The sequence below is a fragment of the Streptomyces sp. MMBL 11-1 genome (assembly GCF_028622875.1).
GTDB lineage: Bacteria > Actinomycetota > Actinomycetes > Streptomycetales > Streptomycetaceae > Streptomyces.
The window spans coordinates 5003486-5017070 of record NZ_CP117709.1; the positions used below are offsets into that span (position 1 = coordinate 5003486).

At 72.0% G+C, this 13585-nt stretch carries 13 protein-coding genes and 1 pseudogene; 11 read left to right on the top strand and 3 right to left on the bottom strand.

Annotated features, from left to right (window positions below; genetic code table 11):
- The first annotated feature begins 97 nt into the window (after window positions 1-97).
- The 8 genes from PSQ21_RS22200 (at window position 98) to PSQ21_RS22235 (ending at window position 7202) form a co-directional block, all read left to right on the top strand.
- Window positions 98-979, top strand: coding sequence for a DUF4328 domain-containing protein (locus tag PSQ21_RS22200; protein WP_274032364.1), 882 nt, complete (start codon window positions 98-100; stop codon window positions 977-979).
- Window positions 980-1028: 49 nt separating this feature from the next.
- On the top strand, window positions 1029-1607 hold the full coding sequence (locus PSQ21_RS22205; RefSeq protein WP_274032366.1) for a hypothetical protein: 579 nt from the start codon (window positions 1029-1031) through the stop codon (window positions 1605-1607).
- A 171-nt stretch (window positions 1608-1778) separates the two neighbouring features.
- Window positions 1779-1931, top strand: coding sequence for a hypothetical protein (locus PSQ21_RS22210; protein ID WP_274032368.1), 153 nt, complete (start codon window positions 1779-1781; stop codon window positions 1929-1931).
- Window positions 1928-2017 (top strand): K(+)-transporting ATPase subunit F, encoded by a 90-nt coding sequence (gene kdpF, locus PSQ21_RS22215; protein WP_010058599.1) that lies wholly within the window; start codon window positions 1928-1930, stop codon window positions 2015-2017. The genes PSQ21_RS22210 and kdpF overlap by 4 nt, the downstream gene beginning before the upstream one ends.
- Before the next feature lie 8 nt (window positions 2018-2025).
- Window positions 2026-3690, top strand: coding sequence for a potassium-transporting ATPase subunit KdpA (kdpA, locus tag PSQ21_RS22220; protein WP_274032372.1), 1665 nt, complete (start codon window positions 2026-2028; stop codon window positions 3688-3690).
- Window positions 3687-5825, top strand: a complete 2139-nt coding sequence (kdpB, locus tag PSQ21_RS22225; protein WP_274032373.1) for a potassium-transporting ATPase subunit KdpB — start codon at window positions 3687-3689, stop codon at window positions 5823-5825. The genes kdpA and kdpB overlap by 4 nt, the downstream gene beginning before the upstream one ends.
- Before the next feature lie 6 nt (window positions 5826-5831).
- A complete protein-coding gene (locus tag PSQ21_RS22230; RefSeq protein WP_274032375.1) occupies window positions 5832-6503 on the top strand; it encodes a potassium-transporting ATPase subunit C in 672 nt (223 codons plus the stop codon).
- Window positions 6504-6788: 285 nt separating this feature from the next.
- Entirely contained in the window at window positions 6789-7202 is a 414-nt protein-coding gene (locus PSQ21_RS22235) for a hypothetical protein (protein WP_274032377.1), read from the top strand.
- Between the two features lie 128 nt (window positions 7203-7330).
- Here the strand turns inward: PSQ21_RS22235 and PSQ21_RS22240 are convergent, their stop codons facing one another.
- Entirely contained in the window at window positions 7331-8506 is a 1176-nt protein-coding gene (locus tag PSQ21_RS22240) for a UDP-N-acetylglucosamine--N-acetylmuramyl-(pentapeptide) pyrophosphoryl-undecaprenol N-acetylglucosamine transferase (RefSeq protein WP_274032379.1), read from the bottom strand.
- A 567-nt stretch (window positions 8507-9073) separates the two neighbouring features.
- On the opposite strand from PSQ21_RS22240, the gene PSQ21_RS22245 reads away from it, so the two are divergent.
- On the top strand, window positions 9074-9853 hold the full coding sequence (locus tag PSQ21_RS22245) for an RNA polymerase sigma factor (protein ID WP_274032380.1): 780 nt from the start codon (window positions 9074-9076) through the stop codon (window positions 9851-9853).
- A complete protein-coding gene (locus PSQ21_RS22250) occupies window positions 9853-11016 on the top strand; it encodes a hypothetical protein (RefSeq protein WP_274032382.1) in 1164 nt (387 codons plus the stop codon). Before PSQ21_RS22245 ends, PSQ21_RS22250 begins: the two co-directional genes overlap by 1 nt.
- A gap of 312 nt (window positions 11017-11328) precedes the next feature.
- Here the strand turns inward: PSQ21_RS22250 and PSQ21_RS22255 are convergent, their stop codons facing one another.
- Complete coding sequence (locus PSQ21_RS22255) at window positions 11329-12270, bottom strand: L,D-transpeptidase family protein (protein ID WP_274032383.1); 942 nt, start codon at window positions 12268-12270, stop codon at window positions 11329-11331.
- Between the two features lie 376 nt (window positions 12271-12646).
- On the opposite strand from PSQ21_RS22255, the gene leuE reads away from it, so the two are divergent.
- A complete protein-coding gene (leuE, locus tag PSQ21_RS22260; RefSeq protein WP_274032385.1) occupies window positions 12647-13330 on the top strand; it encodes a leucine efflux protein LeuE in 684 nt (227 codons plus the stop codon).
- A gap of 73 nt (window positions 13331-13403) precedes the next feature.
- Here the strand turns inward: leuE and PSQ21_RS22265 are convergent.
- Window positions 13404-13550: pseudogene (locus PSQ21_RS22265) on the bottom strand (MarR family transcriptional regulator); the annotation flags it as partial.
- Window positions 13551-13585 lie beyond the last annotated feature (35 nt).

Consider the following 13585-nt stretch of genomic DNA (forward strand, 5'->3'; position numbering starts at 1 on the left):
GCGCCGCTGTCCACGGGCTACGGTCCGCCGACCGCTCGGTTCCTGGGGAGGACGTGAGGTCACACGCCGACACCGCGTCCTGTGGGGGGACTTCTTCATGCTCTGCATCCGTTGCCGCATCAGAACGGCCGTGACCGAGGACGACCTGTGCACCTTCTGCTCGGGCACCCGGCCCCCGCTGCCGGGCGGCCCGACGGCCCTGACCCCGGCCGCCCCTGTACCCGGCTCCGCCCCTGTACCCGGCTCCGGCTCCGGTTCCGGAGCCTGGAGTGTCGCCCCGTGGCCGCGTTCGCCGGTCGGCCTGTCCCGTGCGGTGATCGCCCTGCTGGGCTGCGTCATCGCGAGTGACCTGTTCGTCATCGGAGCCGGTCTGCACCTGCGCGGCCTGTGGGAAGGGCTGGCGGCTGACGAGACCCTGGACATCTACACCGACCCCGGCCTGCGGGCGTGGGAGCTGTACGACCTGGCCGGGACCGTCCAGACGGCGGCATTCCTGGCCACCGGCGTCCTCTTCATCGTCTGGTTCCACCGGGCCCGCCGGAACGCCGAGGTCTTCGAGTCCGGCGTGCAGAGGATGGGGCCCGGCTGGGCGGTGGGCGGCTGGTTCGTCCCGGTCGCCAACCTCTGGTTCCCCTACCGCGTCGCGAGCGGCATCTGGGAGGCGAGTGTCCGGCTCCACCCCGACGGCGGTTGGCGCACGGTTCCGAAGACGGTGCTGAACCTGTGGTGGGGTGGCTGGATCGTCTCCGTCCTCGCCTCCCGGATCGCCGTGAGCCGGTGGAACCGGGCCGAGGGGCCGGAGGAGATCTCCGACGCGGCGGCCCTGGTCGCGGCCGCCGACGCGCTGGACCTCGTGGCCGCGGTGCTCGCCATCGTCTTCGTACGCGCGGTGACCCGGATGCAGGCGGAGCGCGCCGCCCTCCGACAGACGGCGACCGCCCCGGAGCGGGCGGCCCTGGAGTCAACCACCCCGCAGTGACGATTTTCAGCCATTCGGCGCAGTACCCGGTAGACCGAGGGAGACGTCGATGAGTCTGCTGGAACTGATCGAACGAGCCGACGAGCGCGCACTGGCCGCCGGGGCGCTGGCCTGCCTGGACCGGTGTCTGCCGCTGCTCGCGGAGGCCGGGGCCGAGCCCCTGCGCCCGCTCTGGGCGAGCTGCGAGAACGGGCGGGATTGGGCCATCCGGCTCGCGGCGGTGCGGACGGGGATGGAGCACACGTCCGTCACCGAGGACCCGGCCGCGCTCGTGCGGACCATGCTCGCCGCCGCCCCCTCCGAGTTCGCCGCCGTACCGCTGCGGGAGTGGGCGGAGGCCTGTTCGCTCGTCGCGCTCCGGATCCACGGGCGGCTCGACGCGCCGGCCGGAGAGGCGGCGCCGGACGAGGAGCAGCTGCTCAAGGCGGCCCGCGCCGGTGAACCGGCCGCCGTGGGGCCGCTGGCCGCCGGGGAGCTGGAACGGCAGGTCCGCATCCTGGAGATCCTCGCGGAGACCGCCGGCACGGCCGGCAGCGGCGCCGGACTCCGCAAGGCACTGGACCTGTCCACGGAGGGCCGCCGCGTCCTGCGCGCGGTGATGTCACGGCGGGCCCGCGGCCGGGGCTGACGAGCGGCGCCACGCCGACGGCCTTCCCGGGCCCGCCCCCCTCCCCGCAGCCGGCAGGGGGCGGTGCCGCATGCCCGGACGGCCGTGCCGCGGGCCGGGCGTTCGCGTCAGACCGGCGTCAAGGCTCTCCCGGAATTCGTATGGACCCCGTCAAGGTGGCTTATCGCCCTGATGAAGTCGAGGTTTGCTCGTATCGGCCGAACGGCCGATTCCCTTCCTCACATCAATCAGGAGCTCGCGATGGCCGATCCGGCCTTCGTCGTCACCACGATCGCGGTATTCGCGCTGGTGTCCCTCATAGCCCGGGCGGTGACCAAGCTGTGACCGCCGAAAACATCGTCGGCCTCGTCGTGGCCGTGTCCCTGCTCGGCTATCTCGTCCTGGCTCTCCTTTACCCGGAGAGGTTCTGAGTACGGAAATGAGCCCCCAGGTCGCTGGTCTGCTCCAGCTCACAGCCCTGATCGCCGCCCTCGCCCTCGCATACCGCCCGCTGGGCGATTACATGGCCAGGGTCTATTCCGCCGAGAAGAACTACCGGCCGGAGAAATGGATATACAAAGCCATCGGCGCCGATCCGGCCGCCGAGATGCCCTGGCCCGCCTATCTGCGCGGCGTACTCGCCTTCTCGGCGGTGAGCGTCGTCTTCCTCTATCTGATGCAACGGGTGCAGGGCTCGCTGCCTGGTTCGCTGGGCTTCTCCTCGATCGACCCGGACCAGGCGTTCAACACCGCCGCGTCCTTCGTCGCCAACACCAACTGGCAGTCGTACGCCGGCGAACAGGCCATGGGCCACGTCGTGCAGACCGGCGGTCTGGCCGTGCAGAACTTCCTGTCCGCGGCGGTCGGCATGGCCGTGGCGGTGGCGCTCGTACGCGGCTTCGCCCGGTCGCGTACGGGTGAACTCGGCAACTTCTGGGCCGACCTGGTGCGCGGGACCGTCCGCGTCCTGGTCCCGGTCTCGGTGATCGGAGCGATCGTCCTGGTCGCCTGCGGCGCGATCCAGAACTTCTCCGGCATCCACCAGGTCGGCCAGTTCATGGGCGGTACGCAGGAGTGGAACGGCGGCGCGGTCGCCTCCCAGGAGGCCATCAAGGAACTCGGCACCAACGGCGGCGGCTACTTCAATGCCAACGCCTCCCACCCCTTCGAGAATCCCAACCCCCTGTCGAACCTGTTCGAGATCTTCCTCATCCTGCTGATCCCGTTCGCGCTGACGCGGACCTTCGGGCGGATGGTCGGATCGCTGAAGCAGGGGTACGCGATCCTCGGCGCGATGGCCGTCATCTGGATCGGCTTCACGGCGCTGATGATGTGGACCGAATTCGCGCACCGCGGGCCCGCGTTCGAGATCGCGGGCGGCGCGATGGAGGGCAAGGAGACCCGCTTCGGGATCGCCGGCTCGTCGATCTTCGCGGTCGCCACGACGCTGACCTCCACCGGCGCGGTGAACTCCTTCCACTCCTCGTACACAGGCTTCGGCGGCGGCATCACCCTGCTCGGCATGCAGCTCGGCGAGATCGCTCCCGGCGGTGTCGGCTCCGGCCTCTACGGCATGCTGATCATGGCGGTCATCGCGGTGTTCATCGCCGGGCTGATGGTCGGACGCACCCCGGAGTACCTCGGCAAGAAGATCGGCACCCGCCAGATCAAGCTCGCGGCCTGCTACCTCCTCATCACCCCGGCCCTCGTACTCGGCTTCACCGCCGTCGCGATGGCCCTGCCGACCCCCGCCGACTCGATGACCAACACGGGCGCGCACGGCTTCTCCGAGATCCTGTACGCCTACACCTCCGGCGCCAACAACAACGGCTCCGCCTTCGCCGGGCTGGGCGCCGACACCCCGTGGTTCAACACGACCATCGGCATCGCGATGCTGCTCGGCCGGTTCCTGCCGATGGTGTTCGTCCTGGCCCTGGCCGGCTCGCTCGCCGAGCAGAAGCCGGTGCCCGAGACCGCGGGCACGCTGCGCACCGACAAGCCCCTCTACGCGGGGCTGCTCGTCGGCACGATCCTCGTCATCTCCGGACTCACCTACTTCCCGGCCCTGGCGCTGGGCCCGCTCGCCGAAGGGCTCGCCTCATGAGCACCCCCGCCCCCGCCCCCACGCGCGCTCCCGCCCCCGCCTCCACGCGCGCTCCGCACGGAGACATACCGCCGGCCGGTGGCCCCGGGGCCACCAACCGGGTCGCCGGCGGGCTGTTCGACCCCCGGCAGCTGCTCAGATCGTTCCCGGACGCACTGCGCAAGCTCGACCCGCGCGTGATGGTCACGTCGCCGGTGATGTTCGTCGTGCTGGTCGGTTCGGTGGTCACCACCGTGCTGGCGCTCACCGACCCGACCGACTGGTTCGGCTGGGCGATCACCGCCTGGCTCTGGCTGACCACCGTCTTCGCCAACCTCGCCGAGGCGGTCGCCGAAGGCCGTGGCAAGGCCCAGGCCGACACCCTCCGCAAGGCCAAGACCGGCACCGTCGCCCGCCGGGTCATCGGATCGAACGAGGAGAGCGTCGCGGGGACGGACCTGCGCATCGGGGACCTGGTGGTCTGCGAGGCCGGCGACATCATCCCCGGGGACGGCGACGTCGTGGAAGGCGTCGCCTCCGTCGACGAGTCCGCGATCACCGGCGAGTCCGCCCCGGTCATCCGCGAGTCCGGCGGCGACCGCTCGGCCGTCACCGGTGGTACGAAGGTGCTGTCCGACCGCGTCGTCATCAGGATCACGACGAAGCCGGGCGAGACCTTCATCGACCGCATGATCAACCTGGTGGAGGGCGCCTCCCGGCAGAAGACGCCCAACGAGATCGCCCTGAACATCCTGCTGGCGTCCCTCACGATCGTCTTCCTGCTGGCCGTCGTCACCCTGAAGCCCTTCGCGATCTACGCGGGCGCGGACGACCAGACGTCGCTGATCGTGCTCGCCGCCCTGCTGGTGTGCCTGATCCCCACCACGATCGGGGCCCTGCTGTCCGCGATCGGCATCGCGGGCATGGACCGCCTGGTGCAGCGCAACGTCCTGGCCATGTCGGGGCGCGCGGTCGAGGCCGCGGGCGACGTGTCCACCCTGCTCCTCGACAAGACCGGGACCATCACCCTGGGCAACCGGCAGGCAGCCGAGTTCCTCGCGGTCAGGGGCGTCACCGAGGGCGCGCTCGCGGACGCCGCCCAACTCTCCTCGCTCGCCGACGAGACCCCGGAGGGCCGGTCGATCGTCGTGCTCGCCAAGGAGAAGTACGGGCTGCGGGAGCGGACCCCGGGGGAGCTGACGGAAGCCGCGTGGGTGGAGTTCACCGCACAGACCCGGATGTCGGGTGTCGACCTGGACGGACGGAAGGTCCGCAAGGGCGCCACCGGCTCGGTCATCGCCTGGGTGAAGGAGCGGAACGGCGCCGTCTCCGAGGACGCGCAGGTGCTCACCGACCGGATCTCCCAGGCCGGCGGCACACCGCTGCTGGTCGCCGTCCAGGACGCGGACGGCGCGCGGGTCCTCGGGGTCGTCCACCTCAAGGACGTGGTGAAGGAGGGGATGCGGGAGCGGTTCGACGAGCTGCGCCGGATGGGCATCCGTACGGTCATGATCACGGGCGACAACCCGCTGACCGCGAAGGCGATCGCGGAGGAGGCAGGGGTCGACGACTTCCTGGCCGAGGCGACGCCCGAGGACAAGATGGCCCTCATCAAGCGGGAACAGGCCGGGGGCAAGCTCGTCGCGATGACCGGCGACGGCACCAACGACGCGCCCGCGCTGGCCCAGGCGGACGTCGGCGTCGCGATGAACACCGGAACCTCGGCCGCCAAGGAGGCCGGGAACATGGTGGACCTCGACTCCAACCCCACCAAACTCATCGAGATCGTCGAGATCGGCAAGCAACTCCTCATCACGCGGGGAGCGTTGACCACCTTCTCCATCGCCAACGACGTCGCGAAGTACTTCGCGATCATCCCCGCCATGTTCGCCGTGGCGTACCCGTCGCTGGACCGGCTCAACATCATGGGGCTCGCCTCGCCCGAGTCCGCGATCCTGTCCGCGGTCATCTTCAACGCCCTGGTCATCGTCGCGCTGGTGCCCCTCGCCCTCAAGGGCGTGCGCTACCGGCCCGCCGGCGCCGACCGGATGCTGCGGCGCAACCTGGCCGTCTACGGACTCGGCGGCGTCGTCGCCCCGTTCGTCGGCATCAAGATCATCGACCTGCTTCTCTCCCTCCTTCCCGGAATCGGCTGATCCGCCATGACCAACAACTCCGTGAGCAGTACCGCGCGCGTGCTCGGGGCCGGACTGCGAGCCCTGCTCGTCCTCACCCTGGTGTGCGGGGTCCTCTACCCGCTGGCCGTCACCGGGGTCGCCCAGGCCCTGTTCAACGACGAGGCCAACGGTTCCGAGATCAAGGACAGGAACGGGCAGGTCGTCGGCTCCTCCCTCATCGGCCAGCGGTACGACCTCCCGCTGAAGGACGGCGAGGAGTCACCCGCCCCGGACCTGAAGTGGTTCCAGCCGCGCCCCTCCAACGGCCTTGGCAGCAACAGCGTCAACACGCGGTACTCCCTGCTTCTCTCCGGCGCCACCAACCGCTCCGGCGACAACGAGGAGCTGATCCGGTGGGTGACCGAAGCCAAGGCGGCCGTGGTCGAGGACAACTCCACCCCCACGTACCGGGTGCGGCCCGCGGACGTGCCGCCCGACGCCGTCACCTCGTCGGCCTCCGGCCTGGACCCGGACATCTCACCCGCGTACGCCGAACTCCAGGTCCACCGGGTCGCCGAGAGGAACGGCCTCGACGTCAAGCAGGTCGAGGACCTCGTCGCCGACCACACCACCGGCCGCCTGCTCGGCTTCATGGGCGAGCCCCGGGTGAACGTCCTCGAACTGAACACGGCACTCAGGAACCTGATCCGAGGCTGACGCGCCGCCGAGGGACACCGGTGGGGACGGAAGCCCGCAGGGAGCTCGACGCCGAGCTCCCGTTCCCCGTTCCCCGTTCGATCGAACGGGGAACGCACCGCGCGCGCCGGGTGCGCCCGGGTGCCGCAGGTGCGTGCGGGGCCCGCCGACGCGGGCGGGTTCGAGGCCGGGCGATGTGGGTAGGCGCGCCGCCAGGTCCGGGCTTCCGTCGTGCGACGGCATCAGGTCCGGGTATTCGTCGTGCGACCGCCTCGGAGACGGTCGGCGTGCCATGGGGAGGTCTCGTTGCTCGACCTGGTCATCAGGGTGTCCGGCGTAGCTGTCGGTCTGTGCACCGTGCTGCTCGCCCGCAGGAACCAGCGGGCAGAGGCGGAACTCACCGCTCGCCGGCAGGCCGGCGAGCTGAACCGACTGCAGGCGGGTGAGGCCCTGCTGCGGCTGCTGCGCAGGTCACGGGCGGTGGGAGTCTTCGCCACCACGGCCATCGCCGGCCTGCTCGCCGCTGTGCTGATCCGGGCCGTCGTGACGGGCGACTGGGGCGCCATGACGCTGTACTACGTGGCCTTGTTGTCCGTGCTCCTCGTGTGGACGGGCGTCGGCCACCGCCGGGTCACCGTGCGGATCACCCAGGCCGAGGCGGAGGTCGCGGCCCTCACACGAGCCGACGGACGCCGACTGCCGCCGGATCCGCCTGTGTAGGTGTCGCCGCGCGTCTGCCGGCATGCGCCGGCGCGGCGAGGCGCCCGAGACCAGCGCCGCGTGCACCCCGCCAACTCCTCGTGGCCGAAGCGCATAGAGGCCACGGCTGACAAGCGACGTCCTTGCTGCTACGGGGACGCCGCGGACAGGATCACGTCCACGAGCCTTTCCGCAGCGTCCGGGCGGCCGTGCGCCCTGGCCGCAGCGGCCATCGTCGCCCGGCGCTCCGGATCGTCGAGGAGCGGGCCGACCGCCTCGCGCAGGTGGCCGCCGGTGACCTCGCCGAGCAGGGCGACCGCTGCCCCGGAGTCCTCCAGGTGCCGGGCGTTGTGGGCCTGTTCGTTCCCGGCCGCGGTCGCGAGCGGGATGAACACGGCGGGCTTGCCCAGGGCGGTCAGCTCGGCCAGGGTGCCCGCGCCGCTACGGGAGATTACGAGATCTGCCAGGGCCAGGACGTCCGGCAGCTCCGGGCCGACGAAGGCTGTGAGGTGGTACCGGGCGGCCAGGGAGGCCGGAAGCCCTGCGGCGCGCGCGGACAGCGCCTCCTGGTGGGCCGGACCGCACTGGTGCACCACGTTGGCGCGCTCCAGCAGCCACGGCAGTTCGCCGCCGACCACGTCGTTGATCTGCTGCGAGCCCTGTGCGCCTCCGGTGACGTACACCGTCGGAAGCCGCCGGTCGAACGCGTGCAGTCCCAGCGCGGTCACGGCCTTGTCCGGGTGTCCGGACAGCACCTCCGGGCGTACGGGGTTGCCGGTGACCACCGCCGCTGACCGGACGCTCTCCGGCAGGAGCGGCACGGTCGACTCCGAGGACACGGCGATCCGCGCGGCGGAACCGGCGAGCTTACGGTTGGCGAGGCCGAGGCGGACGGTCTGCTCGTGGAGGACCAGCGGGACGCGGCACATCCTGGCGGCGAGCCCGGCCGGCACGGCTACGTAACCGCCCGTGGCGAGCACGACGTGCGGCCGGAAGGCGGAGACAGCGCTGCGTGCCTGGGCGACCCCGAGCGGCACGCGCGCCATGTCCCGGACGTTGGCCGGCGACACCATCTTCAGCGGGTTGGCGTGACGCCGGATCTTGCCCGTGGCAACGGTGGTGAACGGGATGCCCTCTGCGCCCGCGACCCGGGCCTCCAAGCCCTCGGCCGTTCCGATCCACAGGACGTCGAGGGTGCGACCGGAAGCCGCCAGGCGTGCCTGCAAGGTGCGGATCGCGGTGAGAGCGGGGTACGTGTGACCGCCGGTGCCCCCGCCCGTCACGATCAGGCGGAAGACGGCCGTCTGCTGAGGCGCGGTGTTCACGCTGGGCACTTTAATGGCTGCTGTCCGGTGGCCGTTCGCGGTCGTCTCGGCGACGGGGGCACCTGGGTCGCCCCTTCGGGCGCGATCTTCGCGTGGATTCCCCGCGGCGCCGAAGGGAGGTGCCAGGAGCTTGTTCTGAGCTCACGCGACGACTGAACGCTGCTGGGTCGGGTGAGCGCTGGACCGTGCTGGTCACTGGGGTGCCTGGCGTACGAGAACGCGCTCACCCGAAAGGATTCGCCGGCGCGTTGGTCACGCCGTTGGTCACGGAGGAGGTAGGCGGTCCGTAAAGCGCCTGGTCGAGCGAGCACGTGTTGGAGCGACGACCGGGGCCGCCACCCCCCACAGGAGAGGCCCCGGCCGTCTTCCACGGGGTCGCAGCACGACCCCGTACTCATCTCAGCGCCATGACTGCGTTTTCTGTCACACCGTCGGCCGGCCGACGAATTGTTGCGGGTTGTACAAGTCATGGACGTGGCCCCCGCCGAGCACGTAGCGTGCTGCTTCGCGCAGGGTTGCGCAGCAGTTGACCAGCTGCGATGGAGAACGGCAGGGCGGGTTGAGGGAGTGCTGGGGGACGACGCGGAGCTGACTGCCGCGGTGCTCGCGGCACAGGACGGGGACGAGGACGCCTTCCGTGCTGTGTACCGCGCGGTGCAGCCACGGTTGTTGGGCTACATACGGACACTGGTCGGGGAGCCGGACGCCGAGGACGTGGCGTCCGAGGCGTGGCTGCAGATAGCGCGCGACCTCGACCGCTTCAGTGGTGACGCCGACCGGTTCCGGGGCTGGGCCGCCCGGATCGCGCGCAACCGCTCGCTGGACCACCTGCGGATGCGCAGCCGCCGCCCCGCGATCGGCGGTGACGAGACCGAGCTGGCCGCGCGCGCCGCCGACTCCGACACCGCGGGCGACGCCATCGAGGCGCTGGACACCGACCGCACCATGTCCCTCATCGCCCAGCTGCCGCAGGACCAGGCCGAGGCCGTCGTGCTCCGGGTGGTCGTCGGGCTCGACGCGAAGAGTGCGGCGCGGACCCTGGGCAAGCGGCCCGGGGCCGTACGCACCGCTGCCCACCGCGGCCTCAAGCGACTGGCCGAGCTGCTCGGCGCGGAGCAGTCCGGGACGAACCGGGCCGACGGCGGGTCCGCCGCGGACGGCGCCTCCACGGACGGCGCCCCGGACCCGGCGCGGGACGCCGACGACGGCGCGGGTCCGGCGGCGGGCGATGGCGCGGGACTCGGCGCCGTGCCCGCGCAACGCCCCGGGCGGGGCGGTCCGGCGGCGCCCGCCGGGGTCACTCCCGGTGTGACGCATTCGCGACCGTGGACGCAGAAGGACATGTGATGGCCGACGAGCACTACGAGTGGCTTGACAAGGACGCGGCGGAGACATTGCTCCGCGGCGAACCGGTCGTCCCCGTCGGCGACGAGGCCCGCACCGATGCCCTCCGGCTCGCCGAAGCGCTCGGCGCGGCGCGTGAGGAGCTGAGGCCGCCGGCAGGTGAACTTCCCGGCGAGGACGCGGCCCTCGCCGCGTTCCGGCAGGCCGGTCACGGCAACGGCGTGGACCGGTTCGCCGCCGCCGGCCGTTCCGCCCCGCTGCACGCCGTCCACATCGGTTCCCCTCCCGACACCCCGGCCCGCCGCCCGCGCTGGAACCGGCCGGTCCGCTTCGGGCTGGTCGCCTCGCTCGCGGGCTGCGCGCTCGGCGGGGTGGCGGTGGCCGCCGGTACCGGCGTGTTCGCCGGAGCCTTCGGTGGGCAGGGCTCGCCCACGCCCGCCAGCTCCGTATCGGCCGCCGTGACCCCCGGGCCGCTGGTCTCCGACGGACACACCGATGACCCGTCGTCCCCGGCGGACCCGTCCTCGCCCGACGAGTCGGAGGAGCCCTCCTCGCCCGCCGCCCGGGAATCCGACGCGTCCGAGAAGCCCGACGGCGCGCGAACGGACCCCGCCGGCACGGAGCCCGGTGAGACCCGTCCGGGCAGCCCGGACCAGCCGGGCGGCGGCGGCCGCGAGGAGGCGGCCGGGGGCGGTGACGGCCAGGGCGAACAGCCTGGCGGCTCCGGCGACGACAAGGGCTCCGGGAGCTGGTACGAGCAGTCCGTCAAGGCCTGCAAGGCCTTCCGCGACGGCACCCTGGACGACCGGACCCGACGGCAGCTGATCCAGTACGCCAAGGGCGAGAAGAACCTGGAGCGCTTCTGCGACCGCCTCCTCGGCGGAAGCGGCGGAAGCGGCGGAAGCGGTGGGAACGGCGGAAGCGGCGGGAACGGTGGGAGCGGAGGCTCCGGCGGCTCCGGGGGCTCCGGTGGTTCCGGTGGCGGGGACGACGACGATGACGGCGGTGACGGCGGTCAGAGCGGGCCGGGCGGCGGCTCGCTGCCGCCCGTCTCCTTCCAGCCCGTACCGCGCTCCGCCATGGCCCCGGAGACGGGGGCCGGGACGGACACCGAGGCCCCGCCGCGCCCGGAGAGCACCGGCATGGCCTCCGTAATCACCCGCTGACCTGCGGGTCCGTTGTCCCGTGCGAGCGGCCCTCGGCCCTGTCGTCACCCTGCTTCGCAGGGCTGCCCCTCGGGGGCGGACAGAACGTTCGAGGACAGGGCCCGGCGGCCAGGTGTGACGCTTTCCGGAGGTTGGGCGCAGTACAGAGTGAGCCGACTGGTCATCGGCCGCGCAACGAGCCGGGGTTCCCCCCGTACCTTCGGCTCAGCGCATCGGCGCGGGCGGGACACGTTCCCCCGGTCCCGCCCGCGCCCTCTCCTCCCTCGTACCGGCCGTACGCCGGATCACCGGTATCGGATCACCGGCACCGGATCACCAGTAGACGACGACCTTGTCGCCGTTCTTCACCTGGTCGAACAGCGCCGAGACCTTCTTCTTGTCCCGTACGTTGACGCAGCCGTGCGAGGCGCCGCCGTAACCGTTGGCCGCGAAGTCGGCGGAGTAGTGCACCGCCTGGCCGCCGCTGAAGAACAGGGCGTACGGCATCGGGGTGTCGTAGAGCGTCGACACATGGTCCCGGGACTTCCAGAACACCTCGAACACGCCCTCGCGGGTAGGCGTGTACTCCGAGCCGAAGCGCACGTCCATCGCGGAGACGACCTTGCCGTCGTTCATCCACGCCAGGGTGCGGCTCTTCTTGCTGATGCACAGGACCCGGCCCGTCAGGCACCGCTTGTCCGGCGTGGCCACCGGCCGCTCGGTCGGCGGGGCCAGCTCGGTGGCCGTCGGCACCCGGGTCATGGCCAGCAGCCGCTGCCAGGTGACCGCGTCGGTGCTTCCGGTGACCGGCAGCCGCCGCTTGGCCTGAAAAGACCGTACGGCGTCGGCGGTGACGGAGCCGTAGTAGCCGGTGGGATTGCGCCCGAAGTGGCCGATCTGGCGCAGCCGGGCCTGGAGTTCCCGCACCCGGTCGCTCTCGGACCCCGTACGCATCAGGACGCGCGGGGGCGGTGCGGTGCTCGGCTCCGGAGCCGGCCGGGCCGTCGTCGGGGCCGGGGCCGGGGTGGACGTTGACGGGCTCGGCGGTGGCGCGGTGCTCGGCTTCGCGTCCTCGGTCGTGGGTGCGGGGGCCGTGAGGAAGGGGCTCGGGGTCGGTGCGGCCGCCTGGGTGGCCCGCACCGGCGGCGGCGCGTCCTGCGCCCCTGCGGCGGTCCCGGGCTCGCACCCCGTCGCGAGGGCGGCCAGCGCGACGAGGGAGACGGCGGTGACGCGACGCCCCTGGGGCCGCCCGCCCCCACACCGCTCGGCGGTCATGTCCGCTCCGTGTCCCCGTTCCGGTCCCAGTTGCGGTCCCGGCCCCAGTTCCGGCCCCGGTATCGCTGCCGTCGTCCGTGCTTCGCCCGGGCCCCATGCTCCCCGGCCGTCCCACCCGCTGTTCGTGTCCGCCATGTTCGGTCCCCCTGGCTCACCCGCCGGCCCGGTGCCTCCTGTACGGAATTCCCGTCCGGCCCGGTCACCGAATCCTCCGCCGGACGCCGGTCGCGCGTCCAGACCCCCGAGGGGTGGCCCGGTGGATCATGGCCGGTCCGGCCCGCCGCGCCCCTGCCTCTCCCGGGCGCCGCCGGACGGCCGGCATCGCCTGGTGAAACCCCCTGGACGGCGCCCCGTACGGGCGTGCGAGACTCCGTTCATGCTGGGTGTCACCGATCTTCCGACCTATCTCGCCGGTCTGGCGCTGATCGTTCTTCTGCCGGGGCCGAACTCGCTGTACGTGCTCTCCGTCGCCGCCCGGCGCGGCGTGCGCACCGGCTATTCGGCCGCCGCGGGTGTCTGGACCGGGGACGCCATCCTGATGACGCTCTCCGCGCTCGGCGCCGCGTCCCTGCTCCAGACCACGCCCCTGCTCTTCGCGATCGTCAAGTACGCGGGCGCGGCCTATCTGACCTGGATGGCCATCGGGATGCTGCGGGCGGCCGTGTCCCTGTGGCGCGAGCGGCATCAGCGCACCGCCGAGCTGGTGGAGACGGTCGACACGGCGCAGACGGCTGGGGCCCCCGGGGCGAAGGCTCCCGCGGAGAGGCCCTACCGCCGGGCGCTGGTGGTCAGCCTGATCAATCCGAAGGCGATCCTGTTCCTGATCTCCTTCTTCGTCCAGTTCGTCGACCCGGGCTATGCCTACCCGGCGCTCTCGTTCCTGGTGCTGGGCACGCTGCTCCAGCTCGCCAGCTTCGCGTACCTCTCGGTGCTGATCTTCGGCGGCACCCGCCTGGCCGCCGCCTTCCGTCGCCGTAAGCGACTGTCGGCGGGGGCCACTTCGGCGGCCGGCGTTCTGTTTCTCGGGTTCGCGGCCAAGCTCTCGCTGAGCAGCGTGTAGCCGCACACAGGGGGAAGAGCCGGGGGAGGAGCCACGGGAAGAGCCGGTCGCACCCCTCGGCGCTGCCGGGTCCTCAGTGGTGCCAGGCTTTTCCCCCGACGTTGTGGATCATCCGCTGGAGCACCTTGGGCGCGGCGACGAACTCCGCCTCGGGGATGCCCTCGTGGATCTCCGAGCTCGCCCGCGCGACCCGGGCGTACGCCTTCCCGCGCAGCGCCCGGCGGGCGAGTCCCCCGCGTCGTCGTGTGATTGACC

What these genes read in the sequence shown, in the direction of transcription:
- PSQ21_RS22200 (WP_274032364.1), top strand. Translation starts at nt 98, where the DNA reads ATGCTCTGCATCCGTTGCCGCATCAGAACGGCCGTGACCGAGGACGAC.
- PSQ21_RS22205 (WP_274032366.1), top strand. Translation starts at nt 1,029, where the DNA reads ATGAGTCTGCTGGAACTGATCGAACGAGCCGACGAGCGCGCACTGGCC.
- PSQ21_RS22210 (WP_274032368.1), top strand. Translation starts at nt 1,779, where the DNA reads ATGAAGTCGAGGTTTGCTCGTATCGGCCGAACGGCCGATTCCCTTCCT.
- kdpA (WP_274032372.1), top strand. Translation starts at nt 2,026, where the DNA reads ATGAGCCCCCAGGTCGCTGGTCTGCTCCAGCTCACAGCCCTGATCGCC.
- kdpB (WP_274032373.1), top strand. Translation starts at nt 3,687, where the DNA reads ATGAGCACCCCCGCCCCCGCCCCCACGCGCGCTCCCGCCCCCGCCTCC.
- PSQ21_RS22230 (WP_274032375.1), top strand. Translation starts at nt 5,832, where the DNA reads ATGACCAACAACTCCGTGAGCAGTACCGCGCGCGTGCTCGGGGCCGGA.
- PSQ21_RS22250 (WP_274032382.1), top strand. Translation starts at nt 9,853, where the DNA reads ATGGCCGACGAGCACTACGAGTGGCTTGACAAGGACGCGGCGGAGACA.
- PSQ21_RS22255 (WP_274032383.1), bottom strand. Translation starts at nt 12,270, where the DNA reads ATGACCGCCGAGCGGTGTGGGGGCGGGCGGCCCCAGGGGCGTCGCGTC.
- leuE (WP_274032385.1), top strand. Translation starts at nt 12,647, where the DNA reads ATGCTGGGTGTCACCGATCTTCCGACCTATCTCGCCGGTCTGGCGCTG.